The 21258-nt window shown below is 60.6% G+C and carries 17 protein-coding genes and 2 riboswitches; of the genes, 12 read left to right on the top strand and 5 right to left on the bottom strand.

Annotation, left to right across the window (positions count from 1 at the left end):
- The first annotated feature begins 76 nt into the window (after positions 1-76).
- The 3 genes from VLA07_RS19045 to nfuA all read left to right on the top strand — a co-directional run bounded on the left by VLA07_RS19045 (position 77) and on the right by nfuA (position 4223).
- The gene (locus VLA07_RS19045; protein ID WP_333990504.1) at positions 77-2371 is read left to right on the top strand and encodes a fatty acid cis/trans isomerase; all 2295 of its coding nucleotides are present in this window, start codon (positions 77-79) and stop codon (positions 2369-2371) included.
- A 184-nt stretch (positions 2372-2555) separates the two neighbouring features.
- Positions 2556-3581 carry an acyltransferase family protein gene (locus VLA07_RS19040; RefSeq protein WP_247269183.1) on the top strand — a complete coding sequence of 342 codons (1026 nt, stop codon included), beginning with the start codon at positions 2556-2558 and terminating at the stop codon, positions 3579-3581.
- A 57-nt stretch (positions 3582-3638) separates the two neighbouring features.
- Positions 3639-4223 carry a Fe-S biogenesis protein NfuA gene (gene nfuA / locus VLA07_RS19035; RefSeq protein WP_003225494.1) on the top strand — a complete coding sequence of 195 codons (585 nt, stop codon included), beginning with the start codon at positions 3639-3641 and terminating at the stop codon, positions 4221-4223.
- A gap of 147 nt (positions 4224-4370) precedes the next feature.
- Here the strand turns inward: nfuA and cobM are convergent, their stop codons facing one another.
- The 4 genes from cobM to VLA07_RS19015 form a co-directional block, all read right to left on the bottom strand.
- Positions 4371-5117 (bottom strand): precorrin-4 C(11)-methyltransferase, encoded by a 747-nt coding sequence (gene cobM, locus VLA07_RS19030; RefSeq protein WP_333990492.1) that lies wholly within the window; start codon positions 5115-5117, stop codon positions 4371-4373.
- 81 nt (positions 5118-5198) lie between these two features.
- Positions 5199-5612 carry a cobalamin biosynthesis protein gene (locus VLA07_RS19025; RefSeq protein ID WP_098964192.1) on the bottom strand — a complete coding sequence of 138 codons (414 nt, stop codon included), beginning with the start codon at positions 5610-5612 and terminating at the stop codon, positions 5199-5201.
- On the bottom strand, positions 5609-6307 hold the full coding sequence (locus VLA07_RS19020; protein ID WP_247269185.1) for a CbtA family protein: 699 nt from the start codon (positions 6305-6307) through the stop codon (positions 5609-5611). The genes VLA07_RS19025 and VLA07_RS19020 overlap by 4 nt, the downstream gene beginning before the upstream one ends.
- 11 nt (positions 6308-6318) lie before the next feature.
- Positions 6319-6516: a CbtB domain-containing protein gene (locus tag VLA07_RS19015; protein WP_003225486.1), complete on the bottom strand. Its 198-nt coding sequence runs from the start codon at positions 6514-6516 to the stop codon at positions 6319-6321.
- Between the two features lie 123 nt (positions 6517-6639).
- Positions 6640-6860, bottom strand: a riboswitch (cobalamin riboswitch).
- A 1013-nt stretch (positions 6861-7873) separates the two neighbouring features.
- Positions 7874-8086: riboswitch (cobalamin riboswitch) on the top strand.
- A 98-nt stretch (positions 8087-8184) separates the two neighbouring features.
- Here VLA07_RS19015 and cobW point away from each other — a divergent pair.
- The 6 genes from cobW (at position 8185) to VLA07_RS18985 (ending at position 18701) form a co-directional block, all read left to right on the top strand.
- On the top strand, positions 8185-9255 hold the full coding sequence (gene cobW / locus VLA07_RS19010; protein ID WP_103485159.1) for a cobalamin biosynthesis protein CobW: 1071 nt from the start codon (positions 8185-8187) through the stop codon (positions 9253-9255).
- Between the two features lie 3 nt (positions 9256-9258).
- A complete protein-coding gene (cobN, locus tag VLA07_RS19005; protein WP_333990486.1) occupies positions 9259-13107 on the top strand; it encodes a cobaltochelatase subunit CobN in 3849 nt (1282 codons plus the stop codon).
- A 143-nt stretch (positions 13108-13250) separates the two neighbouring features.
- Complete coding sequence (locus VLA07_RS19000) at positions 13251-14249, top strand: ATP-binding protein (RefSeq protein ID WP_333990484.1); 999 nt, start codon at positions 13251-13253, stop codon at positions 14247-14249.
- Complete coding sequence (locus VLA07_RS18995) at positions 14234-14908, top strand: vWA domain-containing protein (protein WP_442969554.1); 675 nt, start codon at positions 14234-14236, stop codon at positions 14906-14908. Before VLA07_RS19000 ends, VLA07_RS18995 begins: the two co-directional genes overlap by 16 nt.
- Before the next feature lie 171 nt (positions 14909-15079).
- Positions 15080-16726 (top strand): phospholipase D-like domain-containing protein, encoded by a 1647-nt coding sequence (locus VLA07_RS18990; RefSeq protein WP_333990480.1) that lies wholly within the window; start codon positions 15080-15082, stop codon positions 16724-16726.
- A gap of 415 nt (positions 16727-17141) precedes the next feature.
- Positions 17142-18701: a TerC family protein gene (locus VLA07_RS18985; RefSeq protein ID WP_333990477.1), complete on the top strand. Its 1560-nt coding sequence runs from the start codon at positions 17142-17144 to the stop codon at positions 18699-18701.
- Between the two features lie 166 nt (positions 18702-18867).
- On the opposite strand, the gene VLA07_RS18980 is transcribed toward VLA07_RS18985, so the two are convergent.
- Positions 18868-19296 (bottom strand): thioredoxin family protein, encoded by a 429-nt coding sequence (locus VLA07_RS18980; RefSeq protein WP_027612652.1) that lies wholly within the window; start codon positions 19294-19296, stop codon positions 18868-18870.
- Positions 19297-19572: 276 nt separating this feature from the next.
- Between VLA07_RS18980 and VLA07_RS18975 the strand changes: the two genes are divergently transcribed.
- From VLA07_RS18975 to VLA07_RS18965, 3 genes are all read left to right on the top strand, one after another.
- Positions 19573-19821, top strand: a complete 249-nt coding sequence (locus VLA07_RS18975) for a type II toxin-antitoxin system Phd/YefM family antitoxin (protein ID WP_003225462.1) — start codon at positions 19573-19575, stop codon at positions 19819-19821.
- Positions 19811-20092 carry a type II toxin-antitoxin system RelE family toxin gene (locus VLA07_RS18970; protein WP_333990473.1) on the top strand — a complete coding sequence of 94 codons (282 nt, stop codon included), beginning with the start codon at positions 19811-19813 and terminating at the stop codon, positions 20090-20092. The genes VLA07_RS18975 and VLA07_RS18970 overlap by 11 nt, the downstream gene beginning before the upstream one ends.
- Positions 20093-20378: 286 nt before the next feature.
- Positions 20379-21227 (top strand): transporter substrate-binding domain-containing protein, encoded by an 849-nt coding sequence (locus tag VLA07_RS18965; protein ID WP_098964184.1) that lies wholly within the window; start codon positions 20379-20381, stop codon positions 21225-21227.
- The last annotated feature ends 31 nt before the right edge of the window (positions 21228-21258 follow it).

The following is a 21258-nucleotide window of genomic DNA, read 5'->3' as shown; positions in this document are numbered from 1 at the left end:
ATGAATATCGTTCATGTTGGTACTAGCGTCATACTGTAGAATCGCGGGCGTTTTTTTCACGATCGGGATCTTGGGCATGTCGTACCGCGTCATCAGCATTTTCTTGCTGTTCTTAAGCTGGGGCGCCATTGCGCAGGAACCCGCGATCTCACCTTCTATTTCATATACGCGTGACATCCAGCCAATCTTCACCGAGAAGTGTGTGGCCTGCCATGCCTGCTACGACTCGGCGTGCCAGCTCAATCTGGGCAGCGGCGAAGGCGCAGGGCGGGGCGCAAGCAAGATGCCGGTCTACGACGGCGAACGCACTCAGGCGGCGCCGACCACGCGGCTGTTCTACGACGCCTTCGGCAAACGTGCCTGGCAGCAGAAGGGCTTTTATTCGGTACTCGATGCCCAGGGTAGCCAAGCGGCGCTGATGGCGCGGATGCTGGAACTGGGCCACAAAACCCCGCTGACCCCGAATGCCAAGCTGCCGGAAGACATCGTGCTCGGCCTGCAACGGGAAAACATGTGCGCGATGCCCGCCGAGTTTGACGGCTATGCCGGCGCCCACCCGAAAGAAGGCATGCCGCTGGCGGTGACCGGGCTGACCGATCAGCAATACCAGACCCTGCAGCGCTGGCTGGCGTCCGGTGCGCCGATCGACGAGCAGGGGTTGACGCCGAGCGCCAGGGAAGCGCTGCAAATCGTCCAGTGGGAAAACCTGCTCAATGCGCCGGGGGCGCGGCAGAGTCTGGTCGGGCGCTGGCTGTTCGAACACTGGTTCCTCGCGCATATCTATTTCAAGGACGGCGAGCCGGGGCACTACTTCCAGTGGGTGCGTTCGCGCACGCCGACAGGGCAGCCGATCGACCTGATCGCCACCCGTCGCCCGAATGACGATCCGGGCACCCAGGTTTACTACCGCCTGTGGCCGGTGCAAGGGGTGATCGTGCACAAGACCCACATCACCTATCCGCTGAGTGCGGCGAAGATGGCGCGGGTCAAGAGTCTGTTCTACAGCGGCAACTGGCAGGTCAATGCGTTGCCGGGTTACGGCCCGCAGAGCCGGGCCAACCCGTTCGCCACCTTCGAGGCGATTCCGGCGCAGGCGCGTTATCAGTTCATGCTCGATAACGCCGAATACTTCGTCCGCACCTTTATTCGCGGGCCGGTGTGCCGTGGGCAGATTGCGACGGATGTGATTCGCGACAACTTCTGGGCGCTGTTCCAGGCCCCGGAACATGACCTGTACATCACCGACCCCAACTATCGCGGCCAGGCCACGCCGTTGCTGGCAATGCCTGGGCAGAACGATGACGTCGGCAGTGTGCTGAGCCTGTGGCACAACTACCGCAACAAGCGCAACGAATACGAAGCCCTGCGCCGCGACAGTTACGCCGAACTGCCGGCTCCGAGCTGGTCAACCCTGTGGGCCGGCAACGACAACGCGCTGCTGAGCATTTTTCGCCACTTCGACAGTGCGTCGGTGACCAAAGGCCTGATCGGCGAAGTGCCACAGACCATGTGGCTGTTCGACTATCCGCTGCTGGAGCGCACCTATTATCAGTTGGCGGTCAACTTCGATGTGTTCGGCAACGTCTCCCATCAGGCGCAGACTCGTCTGTATTTCGACCTGATCCGCAACGGCGCCGAGCAGAACTTCCTGCGCCTGATGCCGGCCGATTCCCGCGAGGACTACCTCGACGATTGGTACCAAAGCAGCGGCCAGTTCAAGATGTGGCTCGACTATGAGGCGATCGACGACGACAAACCGACCGCGCTGAAACTCGATCCGAAGGACCCGAAATACGATTTCGCCATGCAGTTGCTGGCGCGTTACGGCGATCTGAATGCGCGACCGGATCCGATCAACCGCTGTGACGGCGCCTACTGCTCGCGGCCGAATATCGACCCGGCGCTGCAAAATGCCGAGCAGGCGCTGAGCCGCCTGACGTCGCGTCCGGCCGCCGGTTTGAAGGTCATCGACCAATTGCCGGAAGCGACCATGCTGCGCATTGAAACCCGCAGCGGCAAACGCGAGGTGTACAGCCTGCTGCGCAATCGCGCGCACAGCAACGTGGCGTTTCTGTTGGGCGAGTCGCTGCGCTATCAGCCAGGGCTGGACACGTTGACCATCTACCCGGGCGTACTGAGCAGCTATCCGAATTTCATCTTCAACATTCCAGCCGAACAAGTGCCGGAGTTTGTCGATGCCATGGAGAATGCCAAGGATGCCGATCGTTTCGAGAAAATCGTCGAACGCTGGGGGATTCGTCGCAGTCATCCGCAATTCTGGTTCTATTTCCACGACCTGAGCCAATACATCCACGAAACCGACCCGGTGGAAGAGGGCGTGCTGGACATGAACCGCTACGAGAATCTTTGATCGTTTAATACAGGTCGACTGTCCTAATTCTTGGCAACACCGCACATTCCCTGTAGGAGTGAGCCTGCTCGCGATGGCGTCAGTCCATTCAGAATGGTTGTCGCCTGACATGCCGTCATCGCGAGCAGGCTCACTCCTACAAGGGGTCGGTGGTGGTTTTGAGAGTTGTGGACAGGAGCCGATCATGTTGATTTCAGTGCAGGCCCTGCGAGCGCTTGCCGCGTGGACGGTGGTCTGTCACCACTTCATGCAGATTTTCTTCGACTTCAAGGCGCGCGGCCCGGTCGGGCAGTTCTTCATCGACAAAGGCGCAGTCGGCGTCGATGTTTTCTTCGTCATCAGTGGTCTGGTGATTTTCCTCTCCACCGAAAGCAAAGCACTGCCGCCCGCGCGCTTCCTGCTGTACCGACTTTTTCGCATCGTCCCGGCGTACTGGCTGTACACGCTGTTGATGGCGTTGCTGGTGCTGTTCGCCCGGCCAATGTTGCCGGATCAGACGGTGGACTGGGCGCATTTCCTCGCGTCGCTGTTATTCATTCCTGCGCAAAACCCCGGCGGCTACGGGATTTATCCGACGCTGAATGTCGGCTGGACGCTCAACTACGAAATGCTCTTCTATGTGTTGTTTGCATGCGCGCTGGTGTTCCGCTGGCAGGTGCGTTTGCTGGTGGTCGCCGCGTTGCTGTTTTCGGTGTGTCAGGCGTTCGGCTGGCTCAACGAGTTTTACCGTTCCGACATCGTCTACGAGTTTCTGCTGGGGATCGGCATTGGCGTGCTCTATCGCCGGGGCTGGATTGGCGCCGGCCTGTGGCTGCCGCTGTTGGCGATGGGCGCTGCGATGATGGCGATCTATCACCTGGCACCGGCGCCAAGGTTATTGAACTGGGGCGTGCCGAGCGCGGTGCTGGTGATGGCTTGCATGGCGCTGGAGCGCTACGTCGAGCGCAATCGGGTGATGAAATGGCTCGGTGACTGTTCCTATTCGGTGTATCTGATGCACGTGTTGGTGTTGTCGGTTGGTGGTTTTATCGCGCGACGCTACGGAATCAACCCGTATCTGATGTTCATCGTCTGCGCTCTGGCGATTGGTGGGGGGTCATGGTTGAGCTACGAATGGGTGGAAAAACGCAGCTATCAGTGGCTTAAAGCGCGGATCGAGGGCGAACCGATGCGCGCACCTGTCGAGAATCTTTCCCGACAAAAATACTAGGACTTTGTCCGGCGCAATGATTGGCGTAAACTGCGCCCAAGCCTGCGAGGAGTTTCCATGACCGCTATTACCATTACCGACGCCGCCCACGATTACCTGGCCGATCTGCTCTCCAAGCAGAACACCCCGGGCATCGGCATCCGCGTCTTCATCACCCAGCCTGGCACCCAGTACGCCGAAACCTGCATTGCCTACTGCAAGCCGGGCGAAGAAAAACCTGAAGATACCGCGCTGGGGCTGAAAAGCTTCACTGCCTATATCGACTCGTTCAGCGAAGCGTTCCTTGACGACGCCGTCGTCGATTACGCCACCGACCGCATGGGCGGCCAGCTGACCATCAAGGCGCCAAACGCCAAAGTGCCGATGGTCAACGCCGACAGCCCGGTCAACGAGCGCATCAACTACTACCTGCAAACCGAAATCAACCCGGGGCTGGCCAGTCACGGTGGTCAGGTCAGCCTGATCGATGTGGTCGAGGACGGCATCGCCGTGTTGCAGTTCGGTGGTGGTTGCCAGGGCTGCGGCCAGGCCGATGTGACCCTGAAGGAAGGCATCGAGCGCACCTTGCTCGAACGTATTCCAGAGCTCAAAGGTGTGCGCGACGTGACCGACCACACGCAGAAAGAAAACGCCTACTACTGAGTAAGGTGTTCACTGCGAACACGAAAAACGGCGCCCCGTGAGCGCCGTTTTTTTTGCGTGAAATTCAATGATGCCTTCGCGAGCAAGCCCGCTCCCACATTTGGGCGCATTCCAAATGTGGGAGCGGGCTTGCTCGCGAAAGGGCCTTCATGGGCGATAGAGGTGTGCATGCCCCGCGCGATACAGCGACGACTCGCTAAACACCTCACTGCCCAACACCCGCCCGACCAGAATCAACGCTGTGCGCCGAAACCCCTTGGCCGCAACTTTCTCGGCAATATCTTCCAGCGTCCCCACCACCCAGTCCTGATCCGGCCATGTCGCCCGGTGAATCACCGCAATCGGGCAATCCGCGCCGTAATACGGCAGCAGTTCAGCGATGATTTTCTGCAGATGATTGACCCCCAGATGAATCGCCATGGTCGCGCCATGCTGCGCCAGACTGCTCAACTCCTCACCCGCCGGCATTGCGGTCTTGTCCGCGTAGCGGGTCAGAATCACGCTCTGCGACACGTCCGGCAGTGTCAGTTCCGCGCCTAGCAAGGCTGCACACGCTGCGGTCGCGGTGACGCCGGGAATGATCTCGAACGGAATCTGCAGCTCGCGCAAATAACGAATCTGCTCGCCAATCGCGCCATACAGGCTCGGATCACCCGAATGCACCCGCGCCACGTCCTGGCCATTGGCATGGGCGGATTTGATCAATTCAATGATCTGCTCCAGATGCAATTCGGCGCTGTTGACCACGGTTTCAGCCTGATGCCCCTCCAGCACAGCGGCCGGTACCAGCGAGCCTGCGTAGATGATCACCGGGCAACTGCGGATCAGCCGCTGGCCTTTGACGGTGATCAATTCCGGGTCGCCGGGGCCGGCGCCGATGAAGTAGACGGTCATGAAGAAATCCTGTGAAAAACGGGGCAGGGCAACGCTTCAGATGAAGATTGCTCATGATCAAGCGGGGGGATTATCGGGAATTTACGCAGCGCCGGCCAATGCCAAGGTTGCCTGAGCGTATTTTTGCCGGGAAATCAGCAGTTTTGCCGGTGCTTGAATCAACTGCTCGGCGAGGGCCAGGGCGGCACTTTCCGCCACGCCGTAGCAACCGGTGCGCTCGTAGGCGATCTGCGAATGGTGGCTCAGGCGTTGCTGATAATTGGCCAGTTCGTCGCTGCTGAAATACAACAGCGGCAGCGCCAGTTGACTGGCCAGTTCCTGCAGGCCGGGTTCATCGCGTTTAAGATCGATGCTGGCCAAGGCCTTGACCGCTTCAAGTTCTATACGATGCGCCTGCAACGCCTGATCGAGTAACGCGCGCAGCGTGCTGACCGGGCAGCCGCGCTGGCAGCCCAGGCCGACCACAAAGGTCGGCGCTGCGCGGTCATCGGTCATGCGTGGTACTGACCATCGCTTTTGCGGCGGAACAACCAGGCGCTGATCAGGCCCAGGGCCAGCCAGAACGCCACGTTGGTCAACTGCGAAGCGATTTTGAACTGGGTTTCCAGCGCTTCCGGAGCGAGCATCGAATGCACTTCCGGTTGCGGAGCGCCGATCACGTGCGGCACGGCCAGGATCGCCACGCCCAGCAACTTCATCAACCAGTGGCGGCTGAACACAATCAACGCCAGGCCAACAGCGGTGGAGGCAGCGGTGCCGATCCACCAGGTTTGCCGCGAAGCCAGATCGGCTGCGGCGGTGCCCGGCAGTTCAGGCGGCAGGCCCAGGGTCGGCGCAAGGACGAAGGTCGCGTAGCCGGCCAGGCCCCAGAGCAGGCCTTGCGAGGTTTTGGTCGGTGCACGCAAGGTGTACAGGCCGGCGAGCATCAGGGCGAAACCGACTGCCACCACCAGATTGCCGCCGGTGGTCGAGACCACGCGTTGCCAGCCGTCCTCCGGCTCCCAGGCTTCGGCGTCATGGTTGTGAGCAGCCGTACCGGCGGCGTGTTCGTGAACGGCCACCGGTTCGGACTTCTCGAAGGTTTCGGCTTGTAGAATCAGCGGCGAGACCCAGAAACTTTGCAGCAACGTCAGCAGCAGGGCGGCCAGCAGGCCGGTGAAACCTGCGGTTTGCGCGATACGCTTGATCATGTCGGCAGGTCTCAGTGGCACGGGAACGCGGCGCTGTGGCGGGTATCGTGGGCGGCGTTATGCACCGCTTCGATGTGCGAGAAACCGGCGAAGTACACAAGGCTGGCCCCCAGAATCGACGCGAAGATTGCGGCGGTCAGGCGTTGGCTCAAGGTGGCGGTGCTGGAGATTTTGTCGGTGTTGCTGCCGGTGCTGCTGATGATCGACATGGCGCTTCCCTCTGGAGTGTCAGCGGGTGATATAGAGCGCATGAAAACCCCTGCGAGTCGGGCACGCAAAGGTTCGAACAGCGCCCGCCCACCGCGGGTTTGTTATGTTCAGCGACGCAAACTGCGCACTGTGTGTTGCGGGCCGGTCTCCGGGCTCACGAGGGGTTGGCGTCTGGCCGACCTGCAAGCGTCACCTTCCCATGCCGTATGGCACAGTGGATTTGACGCTTCGCTCGCTTACCGTTGCGGGGGCAGCACCGGACTGACATGGCTTTGAGTAAAGCACATGATTCACCGGTTTCCCGTTTCACCCTGTGAAGGGCACCCGTAACAAGTTGTGTAGGAGACCATGAGGGGAGGATTTGAGTCAATTGGGATTGGGGGCATATCCGTTGCTGCGGTAACGGCCACTTAGGGTTCCGCCCTGACGGCGGGTCACTTTTGGCAAACGCCCCAAAAGTAACCAAAAGGTCTATGCCCTGACGTTCGGCCCTCGCTTAGGCTCGGGTTCCTTCGCTCCGGTATTCATCCGGGGGCAGCGCCTACGGTTTGCTTCGCTGCACCTCTTCTCGCTGTGTTTGGCTGCGCCAAACGGTCGCTGCGCTCCCACCCCCGGATAAATCCCTCCACTCAGCCTGCCGACGGGCCCTCAGATCAAAAGCGGTACTCGAGCTAACGCTCATCGTGTTGAGTGGGGCGGCTGCGCCGCATGGGGCTGTACACAATCTAAACTGTGGGAGCGGGCTTGCTCGCGAAGGCGGCCTGACAGCCGACCAATCTCTAACTGAATACACCCACTCCCGTGTAGGAGCTGCCGAAGGCTGCGATCTTTTGATCTGCTTTGGCTTTGGCTTTGGCTTTGGCTTTGGCTTTGGCTTTGGCTTTGGCTTTGGCTTTGGCTTTGGCTCTGGCTCTGGCTTTTGATGTGGCTTTTGATCTTCTGCCCCTTCGGCAGGCCGAGCGTAGGTGTCCATCAGGGGGAAGGCGCGCAGCGCCATGCGGCGAAGCCGCATACATCGAGAGGAGGTGCAGCGAAGCAAACCGTAGGCGATGCCCCCGGATGGACACCGTAGCGAGGGAACACTGAGCCTAAGCGAAGTGCCGTACGCCGGGGCAAAGCCTTTTGGGTTACCTTTTCGGCGTTTGGAAAAGGTGACTCGCTGTAAGAGCGAAACCGCCAGAGGCAACACCCGAAGAAACGGATATGCCCCCCAAACCCCAAATCCCAAACCTCAAACCCAGCGTTTGGAAAAAGTGACTCGCTGTAAGAGCGAAACCGCCAGCGGCAACCCCCGCAGCAACGGATATGCCCCCAATCCAAAAAAAACCAAAGCATTGACCCATCCTCAAGCCATGCGTAGCCTTGCGCTTTCGAGGTTCTTCGGCCCACGCCGAAGCTAAGAAGGGAACGCGGTCAAAGCCGCGGCTGCCCCCGCAACTGTGAACGGTGAAGTTCGTTGCCACGCCACTGCCAGCTCAATCCACTGAGCCCGCGGGAAGGCGCAGCGAACGCCGGGCCCAAGGCCCGAACACCGTCAGCCAGGAGACCTGCCTCGTCACAGATTTCTCACTACAACCGGGCGGGGTGATCCGGTGGCGAATTCTTCCGCGCGCACGCTCGCAGCGGATCTCGTCCCGTATGCCCGCCACCTTGCCAAAGGGCATCCGATGAAAACACTGGCCAAACTCCCCGTCACCATCGTCACCGGTTTCCTCGGCTCGGGCAAAACCACCTTGCTGCGACACATGCTCGACAACGCTCAGGGCCGTCGCATCGCCGTGATCGTCAACGAATTCGGCGAACTGGGCATCGACGGTGAGATCCTCAAGCAATGCACCATCGGCTGCACCGAAGAAGAAGCCACTGGCCGCGTCTACGAACTGGCCAACGGTTGCCTGTGCTGCACGGTGCAGGAAGAGTTCTTCCCGGTGATGCGTGAACTGGTCGCCCGGCGCGGTGACCTCGATCACATCCTGATCGAGACGTCCGGTCTGGCCCTGCCAAAACCGCTGGTACAAGCCTTCCAGTGGCCGGAAATCCGCAGTGCCTGCACGGTGGATGCGGTGATCACCGTGGTCGACAGCCCGGCCGTGGCCGCCGGCACTTTCGCCGCGTTCCCCGATCAGGTCGATGCCCAGCGCAAACTCGATCCGAACCTGGATCACGAATCGCCACTTCATGAGCTGTTCGCCGACCAACTGGCCAGCGCCGATCTGGTGATCCTCAACAAGGCCGACCAGACCAGCGCCGAAGATCTGGCTCGCGTTCGCGCCGAAGTCGCCGAAGAACTGCCGCCAGCAGTGAAGATCATCGAAGCCAGCAACGGTCGCCTGCCACTGGACGTGCTGATCGGTCTCGGTGCCGGATCCGAAGAACATATCGACAGCCGCCACAGCCATCACGATCACCATCACGACGGTGATGACGACCACGATGACCACGATCACGACGCCTTCGATTCGATCTCCATCGAACTGCCGCAAGCCGACGAAAGCCTGCTGCTCGACGCGCTGACGCAGTTGGTGGTCAAGCATGGCATCCTGCGTGTGAAGGGCTTCGCGGCGATTCCGAACAAGCCGATGCGCCTGTTGATTCAAGGCGTGGGCACGCGTTTCGACAAGCACTTCGACCGCCAGTGGGGCGCTGATGAAGCGCGCGTCACCCGTCTGGTGCTGATCGGTCAGGAACTCGACGCCGCGCAACTCGAAGCGCAACTGCGCGCCGCGCTCAGCGTTTAAGCGATGCACCTGCTCAGGACCCAGCCCGGCGGTTTCGTGTCGGATGACAACATTGCCGACCTTGGACAAACCCCCGCCGAGCTGGTGATCCTGTGCAGCGGCGATTCCAGCCTGGCGCTGCTCGCCGAAGCCGCGCAGCAATTGCCCGAGGATTACCCGAGCCTGCGCCTGGCCAATCCGATGCAGGTGCAGAATCATGCTTCGGTCGATTTGTATGTCGATGAAGTGCTGCGGCACGCCAAGGTTATTTTGATTTCGCTGCACGGCGGCATTGCCTATTGGCGTTATGGCGTCGAGCGTCTGGTGGAGTTGGCCGAGCGCGGGGTGCAGGTGATTCTGGTGCCGGGCGATGATCGTCCCGACCCGGAACTCAGCGACCTGAGCACGGTGCCCGCCGAAGATCGCGACCGCCTCTGGCAGTTCCTGCGTCAGGGCGGCATGGGCAATGCGCTGGATTTCTTTCATTGTCTGGCCAACCGCTGGCTGGGGCGCGACTACGCCTGGGGCGAACCGCAAGCGCTGCCGCGCACGGCGATTTACCAGCCACAGAATAACACCGCCGCACTGAGCGACTGGCAAGCCGAATGGCTGCCCGGTCAACCGGTCGCGGCGGTGTTGTTTTATCGCTCGCACTTGCAAGCGGCAAACACCGCGTTCATCGACGTGTTCTGCCAGCGCTTGCAGGCGGCGGGGCTCAATCCGTTGCCGATCGCCGTCGCCAGCCTGAAAGAACCCGGCTGTCTGAGCGTGGTCGAGGACTGGCTGGACGAGGTCGAGGCGGCGGTGATTCTCAACACCACCGGTTTCGCGCAGTCCAGTCCAGAAGCCCCGCATCTGCGCCCGTTCCGGCGCAATATTCCGGTGATTCAGGCGATCTGTGCTCAGGACAACGAGCCGGGCTGGCGCGACAGCGAGCAAGGCCTGGGGCCACGGGACCTGGCGATGCACATTGCCTTGCCGGAACTCGACGGGCGCATCATCAGCCGGCCGATCAGCTTCAAGGACCTGGCCTGGCGCAGCGAGCGCAGCCAGTCCGACGTGGTCTGCTACCGGGCGCAACCCGAACGCATGGATTTCGTCGCTGAACTGGCGCGGCGCTGGAGCGATCTGGCGCGGCTGCCGAACACGGAAAAACGCATCGCGCTGATCCTCGCCAACTACCCGACTCGCGACGGCCGGATCGGCAATGGCGTCGGTCTGGACACGCCGGCGGCGGCATTGAATATCCTGCGCGCGTTGCAGGCGGAAGGCTTCCCGCTGACGGCGGAGTTGCCGGACAGCGGCACCGCGTTAATCCAGCAATTGCTCGGCGGCGTCAGCAACGACCTCGACAGCATCGACCTGCGTCCGTGCCAGCAAAGCCTGGCGATGGATGCCTATCTGGCGATGTTCAACGCGCTGCCGGAAGCCAATCGCGCGGCGGTGCTGGAACGCTGGGGCGCGCCGCAAAACGATCCGATGTGCCGCGACGGGCGGATGATGATCGCCGGGCTGCGTTTTGGCTTGACCTTCGTCGGCATTCAACCGGCGCGCGGTTATCAGGTCGATCCGAGTGCGGTGTATCACGACCCGGATCTGGTGCCGCCGCATGGCTATCTGGCGTTCTATTTCTGGCTGCGCAACACCTACGGTGCCCATGCGGTGATTCACGTCGGCAAGCACGGCAACCTCGAATGGTTGCCGGGCAAGGGCGTCGGCCTCTCGGAAAATTGCTGGCCGGACGCATTGCTCGGGCCGCTGCCGAACATTTATCCGTTTATCGTCAACGACCCGGGCGAGGGCGCCCAGGCCAAGCGGCGCACGCAAGCGGTGATCATCGACCACCTGATGCCGCCGCTGACCCGTGCCGAAACCTACGGCCCGCTGCGCAATCTGGAACTGCTGGCCGACGAATATTACGAGGCGCAACTGCTCGATCCGCGTCGTGCGCGGGAGCTGCAGCGCGACATTCTGCAACTGGTGCGCGAGACGCAGATCGACCGCGAACTGCAACTCGACGCCGGTCTGGACAGCGACGCCGACGCAGCGATCTGGCTGCCGCGTCTGGACACCTATCTGTGTGACCTGAAGGAATCGCAGATCCGCGATGGCCTGCACATCTTTGGCGAGTCGCCGACCGGGCGTTTACGCATCGATACGTTGCTGGCCTTGCTGCGCATTCCGCGTGGCGACGGCAAGGGTGCGCAGTCGAGTCTGCTGCGGGCGTTGGCCAAGGCCTTCGAGTTGGGCTTTGATCCGCTGGATTGTGTGCTTGCCGATCCATGGAACGGCCCGCGTCCGCCAGAGCTGCAAAGCCTCAGCGAAGAAATCTGGCGCACTGCCGGCGATACCCGCGAACGCCTTGAGCTATTCGCCACCCAACTGATCTCCGAAACATTGCACGCCCCTTGTAGGAGTGAGCCTGCTCGCGATAGCGGTATGTCATTCAACACTGAATTGCCTGACCTGACGCCATCGCGAGCAGGCTCACTCCTACAGGAACCGAGGGGGGCTGAAGTCAGTGCAATCATTGAAAATCTGCGCGAAGTCGTCGCCCCACGCCTCGACGCCTGCGGCCCCGCCGAAATGCGCGGTCTGCTTGACGCCCTCAACGGTCGCTTCGTCCCCGCCGGCCCAAGCGGCGCACCCAGCCGTGGCCGTCTCGACGTGTTGCCCACCGGGCGCAACTTCTACTCGGTGGACGTGCGCAACCTGCCGACCACCACCGCGTGGCGCATCGGTTTCCAGTCCGCCACGTTGATTCTCGAGCGGCATTTGCAGGATCACGGCGATCACCTGCGTCAGCTCGGCCTGTCGGTGTGGGGCACCGCGACCATGCGCACTGGCGGCGACGACATCGCTCAGGCCATGGCGCTAATGGGCGTGCGCCCGGTGTGGGCCACCGGCAGTCAGCGCGTCGATGATTTCGAGATTCTGCCGCTGAGCCTGCTCGACCGGCCACGGGTCGACGTCACGCTGCGGGTCTCGGGTTTTTTCCGCGATGCTTTTGCCAACCTGATTCGTCTGTTCGACGCCGCCGTGCAAGCGGTGGCGGCGCTGGACGAACCGGATGACCTCAACCCGCTGGCGGCGAAGGTGCGTGCCGAGCGCGAGGCGCTGTTGCAATCGGGGCTGGATGCCGACGCGGCGCGGCGCCAGGCCGGCTGGCGGATTTTCGGCGCCAAACCCGGAGCCTATGGCGCGGGCGTACAGGGCGCCATCGACGGTCGCCTGTGGCAGAGTCGCGAGGATCTGGCCGAGGTCTATCTGAATTGGGGCGCTTACGCTTACGGCGGGGCGGACGAGGGCACCGCCGCTCGTGAACAGTTCGTCCAGCGTCTGAGTCAGGTGCAAGCGGTGCTACAGAACCAGGACAATCGCGAGCACGACTTGCTCGATTCCAACGACTATTACCAGTTTCAGGGCGGCATGCTCGCGGCGGTGGAAACCCTGCGTGGCGAAGCGGCGGCGAGTTATCACGGTGATCACAGTCAGCCGGATCTGCCGAAAATCCGTACCCTGAAAGAAGAACTGAACCGGGTGATACGCTCGCGGGCGGCCAATCCGAAATGGATCGACGGGGTCAAGCGTCATGGCTATAAAGGCGCCTTCGAACTGGCGGCGACAGTCGATAACCTGTTCGCTTTCGACGCCACCACGCAACTGATCGATGATCATCAGTACGCGTTGCTGGCGGACGCCTACTTGCTCGACCCGGCGACCCGCGATTTTGTTCGTGAACACAATCCGCATGCGCTGCGCGACATGACCGAGCGCATGCTGGAAGCACAGCAGCGTGGGATGTGGCAGGAACCCGGCGTGTATAAAGAAGCACTGGAAAACCTGCTGCTGGATATAGAAGAAGACACCTGACACACCACAACATTTTGTAGGAGTGAGCCTGCTCGCGATAGCGGTGTATCAGCCAACCTATTTGTCGCTGACCCACCGCTATCGCGAGCAGGCTCACTCCTACACTGAAATGAATCCACACCGACCATGACCGAGTATTGAAGATGACCGACACCCCGCATTTCCCGCTCTCCGCCGTGGTCGGCGCCGATGACCTGAAACTCGCCCTGTACCTCACCGCCATCGACCCGAAAATCGGTGGCGTGCTGATCGAAGGCCCGCGCGGCATGGCCAAGTCGACCCTGGCCCGTGGCTTGGCTGATCTGCTGGCGAGCGGACAGTTCGTCACGCTGCCATTGGGCGCCACCGAAGAGCGTCTGGTCGGCACTCTTGATCTCGACGCCGCGCTGAGTGAAGGGCGGGCGCAGTTTTCTCCCGGTGTTTTGGCCAAGACTGACGGCGGTGTGCTGTACGTCGATGAAGTAAACCTGCTGCCCGATCATCTGGTCGACCTGCTGCTCGATGTGGCTGCCAGTGGTACCAACCTGATCGAGCGCGACGGCATCTCCCATCGGCATTCGGCGCGATTTGTATTGATCGGCACGATGAACCCGGAAGAGGGTGAATTACGGCCACAGCTGCTTGACCGTTTCGGCCTGAACGTTGCCCTCAGCGGCCACACCGCGCCGACCGAACGCGGGCAGATCATCCGCCGCCGCCTGGATTTCGACAGCGATCCACAGGCGTTCTGCGTGCAGTGGGAAGCCCAGCAGCAAGCGCTGCGTGAGCGCTGCGAACAGGCGCGCATCGCCTTGGCGAACATCCCGCTGGATGACGACGCGTTGGCGAGCATCACCCAGCGTTGCTTCGCTGCTGGCGTCGATGGCTTGCGTGCTGATCTGGTCTGGCTGCGTGCGGCCCGTGCGCATGCGGCATGGCGCGGCGCCGAAGCGATTGCCGAGCAGGACATCGACGCCGTGGCGGAATTTGCCCTGCGGCATCGCCGTCGTGAATCGTCTTCTTCCAGCTCTCAGCCACCCGCGCAAAACCCGGCCAGTAGCCAGGCCGAACCGAGCGAAGGGCAGGGCCAGTGGGGTGATATGCCCGCCCCGGCAGTGACCACCGGTGTCCGTCGCGAAGTGCCGAGCTGGCCAAAAAAGTAACCGGCATTCGTCCCCGATCCGACGCGGGGGCGAATGCCAGACCCCGCGCCGGTCGCCTCGATCATGGACGCCAAGGCCAGCGCCACGCCGCGCGCAGCGGCCGGGTGAACTGGCCGGGCACGCTGCTCAACGGTCGGCCGCAGACTCGAGAAGATCTGCAGTTCCAGTTGCGCACTCGTTCTCCCCATGAGTTGTGGCTGGTGATCGTCGATGCGTCGGCTTCGACCCGTAGGCATCAGGCGCTGAGCGATGCCAAGGGCCTGCTCGCGCAATTGTTCGATGATGCTTATCGGCAGCGCGCGCGACTGGCCTTGCTGACCGCAAGCGGCAGCGCGCCGAAATGGCAGGTGCAAGGTCTGAAAGCATCGAGTGGCTTGCGCACCTGGCTGGAGGCGTTGGGGGCGGGCGGCGGCACGCCGTTGGTGGCGGCATTGACGCAGGCACAGCAATGGCTGGTGCAGCGACAAAAGCGCTTCCCGGCCGAGCAGCAGCGCTTGCTGGTGGTCACGGATGGGCGTTTAAAAGCCTTACCGTCGATGCCGCCGCTGGAGTGTCCGGGATTGTTGATCGACATTGAGCGCGGGCCCATCCGATTGGCACGGGCGCGGGAATTAGCGGCGGCGCTGAGTGCGGAATATCGGCATATCGATGATGTGTGAAGTCTGAGCGGGCCTCTTCGCGAGCAGGCTCGCTCCCACAATGTTGGTGAACACCGCTTGCTCTGTGGGAGCGAGCCTGCTCGCGAAGACATCGCCTCGGATCATGCAGGATCAACGAAAACCGCAGAGCTGCTCTATGCTCCACCCCAGCACAATCACAAGGAGTGAATCATGCGGGTAATGGTCGCCAATCCTCAGGACGACTTTCGCGTCAAGGCCTACGCCGGCACCAACGGCGTGTTACTCGCCATGGACCTGGCCGAACCTCGACGCAAAGGCTTGCTCGGCTTTGCCATCGAGAAACAGCAGGGCGACAAACCCTGGCTGTTCCTGTTCAACAGCCTGACATTTCCCGGCAAGGCACACACGTTTCCCCAGTATCACGCCACGCCCAGCGATAAAGCGCCGTTGCAGAAATTCCGCTGGGCCGATTACGCGGTCAATCCGGGCACTACCATGCATTATCGCGTGCATCTGGCCTACGGCACGGCAGACGCGCCACAACTTGGCGAATCACTGGAGCTGAGCATCACCAGTGACGACGGTCATCCGGCCAACCAGAGCGTGATATTCAACCGTGCCGTGGCCGCCAGTCAGGCCTTCCAGCGCAAATTTCCCGACCTCGACGCGCAGATCAGCGCCAACAAGAACTTCCCCATCGAGGCCTGGCCCGACGCGGCGCGGCTGTGGCTGGAGAACGGACTCCTGGAGCGATTGCTGGGCTTTATCGAACGTGCGGTGGACGCGCAGTGGGGGCTGGACATCGCGATCTACGAGTATCAGTTGCAGGCGATCGTCGACGCAGTGAATGCGGCATTTGCCCGAGGGGTTCAGGTGCGCGTGCTGTATCACGCGCAACCTGATGATCCCGATACGACCCTGAACGAAACGAACCTTGCCAAATTGCCGATGGCGAACAAGCGCGGCCGGGTCACCCATAACATCTTTCACGACAAATTCATTGTTCTCAGCCGTGTCGATGGCGCGGGTCAGCGGCAACCGCAGGCGGTGCTGTGCGGTAGCACCAATTTCACCGCCAATGGCGTGTATCGCCAGGCCAACGTGGTGCATACGCTCGACGACGTGACGATTGCCGCGCGTTATCTGCAAACCTTCGAAGAAGTCTGGGCCAACCCGGCCGACGTCGCTGCGACGCGCAGCTGGATCACCGAACACAACCCGATGGACCCGACACAGGCGCTGTTCGCCGGGTTCTCGCCACGCAGCGGTGGTGGCGATTTGCGTGAGTTCGTCGAGATCATCGAGGCGGCCAGGAAGGACGTGCTGTTCGTCACCGCGTTCACCTTGCCGGACGCGATCCTCAACGCGCTGCTCGGCAAACCGCATGACGACATTCTGCGCTACGGCCTGCAAAACACCGCGAGCAGCATCACCGGGTTTCATGCCGACCGCACCGCCGAATTCGCTGCCACAGCATTACTCAACACCGGGCTGGAAGGCTGGCTGAAGGAAAACATGAAAGGCCAGAAGGGCAACCTGCTGGTGCACACCAAAGCCGTGATCACCGACTTCACCACCGATGCGCCGACCATCATCAGCGGCAGTCACAACCTCAGTACGTCAGCCAGTAACGGCAATGACGAGAACTTCCTGATCATTCGTGGCGACACCGATCTGGCTGATCGCTATGGCCTGGAGTTGCTGCGGTTTTATGAGCATTACCGCTTTCGCTATTTCGCGAAAAAGCTGGAACTGAAGCAGGTGAGTCCATTGGCGGTGGATGACAGCTGGACCAACGATTATTACGTGGAAGGGGATTTGCGCCAGTTGTCGCGGTTGCGTTTTGCCGGGCGATGATGTGGTGTGTTTGATGACCCCTTCGCGAGCAAGCCCGCTCCCACGTTGGACCTTCTTTGAACTCAGAACCTGCGTCCGACGAATAACCCCTGTGGGAGCGGGCTTGCTCGCGAAAGGGCCTGCAGGAAAATCAAATTTCCTGTGCTCTTACAGATTTTGAAATGATTTGCCGCTGTAGAAAATGTGCCTTGAGCCTGTACGCTCCAAGGCCATTTTTCATTCAGGATTTGCATGAACACCCTCTTGGAGCCTCCCAGTCGTACCTTCTCCACGCGCCATGGCGCGGTCTTGACGTACTCGCAGCATCCGGTTTTCCGACTCCCGTCTATCGTTGACAACGCGGCTTCAGAGCCTTCGCGTTGCACTTTGCCGTGTCCGGCAGCCTGAATTCACTGAAGAGAGATCGAGACATTTTATGGAATGGTTAGCGGATCCCACGGCCTGGTTAGGCTTGTTGACTTTGATCGTGCTGGAGCTGGTGCTGGGTATCGACAACCTGGTGTTCATCGCGATCCTGGCAGACAAACTGCCGCCGCATCAGCGCGATCGTGCGCGGATCATCGGCCTGTCGTTGGCGCTGATCATGCGCCTGGGCCTGTTGGCGAGTATTTCCTGGCTGGTCACCCTCACGCAGCCGTTGTTCGAGGTGTTCGACAAGAGCTTCTCCGGCCGTGACCTGATCATGCTGTTCGGTGGTGTATTCCTGCTGTTCAAGGCGACGATGGAGCTGCACGAACGACTCGAAGGCCACGTCGGCCAGCGCTCGACCAATGCCGCTTACGCGCTGTTCTGGCCAATCGTCGCGCAGATCGTGGTGCTCGATGCGGTGTTCTCGCTGGACGCGGTAATCACCGCCGTCGGCATGGTTGATGAACTGGCGGTGATGATGATCGCGGTGATCATTTCCATCGGCCTGATGATCGTCGCCAGCAAGCCGCTGACCCGCTTCGTCAACGCGCACCCGACGGTGATCATGCTGTGTCTGGGCTTCCTGATGATGATCGGTTTCGCCCTGACGGCCGAAGGCCTGGGTTTCCACATCCCGAAAGGTTATCTGTATGCGGCGATTGGTTTCTCGATCCTGATCGAGGTGTTCAACCAGATCGCCCGGGCCCGACGCAAGCGTTCGATGCAAGGCTTGCGCCCCATACGTGAGCGCACGGCCTACGCGGTAATGCGTCTGCTGGGCGGGCGCAAGCTGGAGGCGGAGGAGGTCGGCGAGGAAATTTCCGATCTGCTGGATGACGGCGAAGCCCCGAGTGCGGAGCTGTTCGACCGCCGCGAGCGAGTGATGATCAGTGGCGTGCTGCAACTGGCCGAGCGGCCGATTCGGAACCTGATGACCGTACGTGCGGATGTCGACACCATCGATCTGGCCGACGACGCCGAGACAATTCGCACAAAATTGATGCACTCGTCGTATTCACGTCTGCCGCTGATTCGCCACGGCGCGGTGGATGAACCGTTGGGCTTCGTGCACAAGAAGGAATTGCTCAAGGAATACCTGGCCGGTGCCGAGCCGAACCTGGAGCACCTGGCGCGCAAGACCATCAACCTGCTCGACAGCTATTCGATCCTCAATGCGCTGGAGCAAATGCGCGCGGCGTCGACTCACATCGCCTTCGTGGTCAACGAATTCGGTGACTTCGTCGGTGTGTTGACCATGACCGACATCCTCGAATCGATTGCCGGCGAACTGCCCGATGCCAGCGAGATCGAAGGCCCGGACGTGATCGAGGAGCAGGGCGGTTTTGTCGTCAACGGCGCGTTGAACCTGACGCGTGTTCGCCAGCGCACCGGGTTTGGCGCCGAACCGACCGAGGACTATCAGACCCTGGCCGGACTGGTGATGAGCCTGCTGGATCGCTTGCCGATGATCGGCGATCGGCTGCAGTACGCAGGCTGGCAAATGACCGTCAAAGCCGTTGAGGAACGACGGGTGACGCAGGTGTTGCTGGTGCGCGATTCTGCGTAAGGCAGCAGCCTTGCGCTGACGGTGCCGACCCCTTCGCGGGCAAGCCCGCTCCTACAGTGCACGCGTCGTACACGAAATGTGTGAACAACGTTGACCCCTGTGGGAGCGGGCTTGCCCGCGAAAGCGATGTGTCAGACGCCGCAACGATTACGGGAAATGCACTGCCTCAAATCACCCGCCGATGCGCACGCGTGATTGTGCAGAGCCTGCTCAATGTGCGGCGCAACCACGGCAGGTCATGTCGTGGTTTCTGCTGCACCACCGGTGCCCTGGTCCTGCCAATATGCCGGGCAAAGTCCGCCGCCAGTGTTTCCTCTGTGCCGATGCCTTTGAGTTTTTTCACCAGCCTGCCGTTCTTGTAGAACAGCACCGTCGGCGTGCCGGTGACCAACGGATGGCGCGGCGACTCACGGGTGTTAAGCATGTAGATATTGGCGCGATGACGGTACGGCTCGGCAATCTGACGAAAAATCGGCCCGGCCCATTCGCAGGCGGGGCAGTGTTCATTGGCGAAATACAGGATCACCGGGCGCCAGGTTTTCAGGGCTTTGCGGTAAACCGGAGCCAGATTGGAAATGGTATTGGCAGCGCTCATTGAGAACTCCTTTTCAACGACCTCGAAGGTTCGATGACGTTAAAGAAGGGTGAAGAACAGGTCTACTGTCAGAAATTACAGGTGGCCTGTGGATTCGCGGGATTTTTCCCACTTTTATGAAGGACCGGCCCGACACGAAGCCCGGAAATGTGGAATGTCGGGACGTGATACCTTTTTTCACTCAATAAAAGAGAAGGCGGTAATAAGTGATAGGCGTCGAAGCCGTCTTGGAGTGCTATTTTAAGCACCATTAACAGCACTCCAGGGAGCACCATCATGACTCACGTAGTCCTTTCTAATATCGTTGCGAGTATTTCTGAATTGAAAAGAAACCCCATGGGTACCGTGGCCGCCGGTGGCGGCCAATCTGTTGCAATCCTCAATCGAAATGAGCCAGCGTTTTATTGTGTTCCCGCAAAGGAGTATGAGGCGATGATGAATCGCCTTGAGGATCTGGAACTGATCGCACTGTGCAAGGAGCGAGAAAACGATCCCACCATCAAGGTCTCTATAGATGACCTATGAGCTGGAGTTTTCCGAGAAAGCCTGGAGGGAATGGAGAAAGCTTGATTCAGCACTTCAGGATCAGTTCAAGAAAAAGCTCTCTACACGTCTGGTCAATCCTCACGTTCCTGCCGATCGACTCCGAGGGTTGGGAAACGCCTACAAAATCAAGCTTCGCAGTGCTGGATACAGGCTGGTCTATCGCGTAAAGAACCAGGTTTTGGTTGTTACCGTGATTGCGGTAGGGAGAAGAGAGCGGGGAGAGGTCTACGACCAAGCCGCTTGCCGATAGATATGGAGAGCTGGCCCCTTCAATCGCTAACCACATTGCACCGAAGTAGCCCTTCGTGCTCCATCTGGGAACCTGCTACTCGTTATTTGTAGCCTAAGGTAGCGCAGCCCATCAGTACCCGCACCTGACTCCATTTTTCGCATTTCCTGCATCCCGTTGATTCCAAAAACATTTAACCCCTCTACAGTTTCCCTGTGATTCCTGTGGCACACTTTCTGCTGTCTATTCCGTAGTAACAAACCGTGTTCCGGTATAGCGGAATAAACATCACCCTGGAGTGCTTGCCATGCATCGCCGTCCTTCGTTGTTCAAAGCGTGTGTTTTTGTTCTTGCGGCTTCGTCCGCTGTGATGGGCATGGCCCAGGCAGCCGATAGCAAGCTCGACAGTGTTCTGGCCCGGGGCAAGCTGATTGTCGGCACCGGCAGCACCAATGCGCCGTGGCACTTTCAGGGTGCGGACGGCAAGTTGCAGGGCTTTGATATCGACATCGCCAGGATGGTGGCCAAGGGGTTGTTCAATGACCCAAGCAAAGTCGAGTTCGTCGTGCAGTCGTCCGACGCGCGAATTCCCAATCTGCTGACCGACAAGGTCGACATGAGCTGCCAGTTCATCACCGTTACCGCCAGCCGCGCGCAACAAGTGGCGTTCACCCTGCCGTACTACCGCGAAGGTGTCGGCCTGCTGCTGCCGGCCAACAGCAAGTACAAGGAAATCGAAGACCTGCAGGCGGCCGGTGACAGCGTTACGGTGGCCGTGCTGCAAAACGTCTATGCCGAAGAATTGGTGCATCAGGCGCTGCCCAAGGCCAAGGTCGATCAGTACGACAGTGTCGATCTGATGTATCAGGCGGTGAACTCCGGCCGTGCCGATGCCGCGGCTACCGATCAGTCGTCGGTCAAATACCTGATGGTGCAGAACCCCGGCCGCTACCGCAGCCCGACCTACGCGTGGAGCCCACAGACCTACGCCTGCGCAGTCAAACGCGGCGATCAGGACTGGCTGAACTTCGTCAACACCACTCTGCATGAAGCCATGACCGGCGTTGAGTTCCCGACTTACGCGGCATCCTTCAAGCAATGGTTCGGTGTCGACCTGCCGTCGCCGGCGATCGGTTTCCCTGTCGAATTCAAATGATCCCGTGAGAGTGGGGCGCCTGCACGCGCCC

This window comes from Pseudomonas sp. S3(2024) (assembly GCF_036861315.1).
GTDB classification, from domain to species: domain Bacteria; phylum Pseudomonadota; class Gammaproteobacteria; order Pseudomonadales; family Pseudomonadaceae; genus Aquipseudomonas; species Aquipseudomonas putida_A.
The sequence above is the reverse complement of the archived record's forward strand: the minus strand, read 5'-3'. Positions and strand labels throughout refer to the sequence as shown.

What these genes read in the sequence shown, in the direction of transcription:
- VLA07_RS19045 (WP_333990504.1), top strand. Translation starts at nt 77, where the DNA reads ATGTCGTACCGCGTCATCAGCATTTTCTTGCTGTTCTTAAGCTGGGGC.
- VLA07_RS19040 (WP_247269183.1), top strand. Translation starts at nt 2,556, where the DNA reads ATGTTGATTTCAGTGCAGGCCCTGCGAGCGCTTGCCGCGTGGACGGTG.
- nfuA (WP_003225494.1), top strand. Translation starts at nt 3,639, where the DNA reads ATGACCGCTATTACCATTACCGACGCCGCCCACGATTACCTGGCCGAT.
- cobM (WP_333990492.1), bottom strand. Translation starts at nt 5,117, where the DNA reads ATGACCGTCTACTTCATCGGCGCCGGCCCCGGCGACCCGGAATTGATC.
- VLA07_RS19025 (WP_098964192.1), bottom strand. Translation starts at nt 5,612, where the DNA reads ATGACCGATGACCGCGCAGCGCCGACCTTTGTGGTCGGCCTGGGCTGC.
- VLA07_RS19020 (WP_247269185.1), bottom strand. Translation starts at nt 6,307, where the DNA reads ATGATCAAGCGTATCGCGCAAACCGCAGGTTTCACCGGCCTGCTGGCC.
- VLA07_RS19015 (WP_003225486.1), bottom strand. Translation starts at nt 6,516, where the DNA reads ATGTCGATCATCAGCAGCACCGGCAGCAACACCGACAAAATCTCCAGC.
- cobW (WP_103485159.1), top strand. Translation starts at nt 8,185, where the DNA reads ATGAAAACACTGGCCAAACTCCCCGTCACCATCGTCACCGGTTTCCTC.
- cobN (WP_333990486.1), top strand. Translation starts at nt 9,259, where the DNA reads ATGCACCTGCTCAGGACCCAGCCCGGCGGTTTCGTGTCGGATGACAAC.
- VLA07_RS19000 (WP_333990484.1), top strand. Translation starts at nt 13,251, where the DNA reads ATGACCGACACCCCGCATTTCCCGCTCTCCGCCGTGGTCGGCGCCGAT.
- VLA07_RS18990 (WP_333990480.1), top strand. Translation starts at nt 15,080, where the DNA reads ATGCGGGTAATGGTCGCCAATCCTCAGGACGACTTTCGCGTCAAGGCC.
- VLA07_RS18985 (WP_333990477.1), top strand. Translation starts at nt 17,142, where the DNA reads ATGGAATGGTTAGCGGATCCCACGGCCTGGTTAGGCTTGTTGACTTTG.
- VLA07_RS18980 (WP_027612652.1), bottom strand. Translation starts at nt 19,296, where the DNA reads ATGAGCGCTGCCAATACCATTTCCAATCTGGCTCCGGTTTACCGCAAA.
- VLA07_RS18975 (WP_003225462.1), top strand. Translation starts at nt 19,573, where the DNA reads ATGACTCACGTAGTCCTTTCTAATATCGTTGCGAGTATTTCTGAATTG.
- VLA07_RS18970 (WP_333990473.1), top strand. Translation starts at nt 19,811, where the DNA reads ATGACCTATGAGCTGGAGTTTTCCGAGAAAGCCTGGAGGGAATGGAGA.
- VLA07_RS18965 (WP_098964184.1), top strand. Translation starts at nt 20,379, where the DNA reads ATGCATCGCCGTCCTTCGTTGTTCAAAGCGTGTGTTTTTGTTCTTGCG.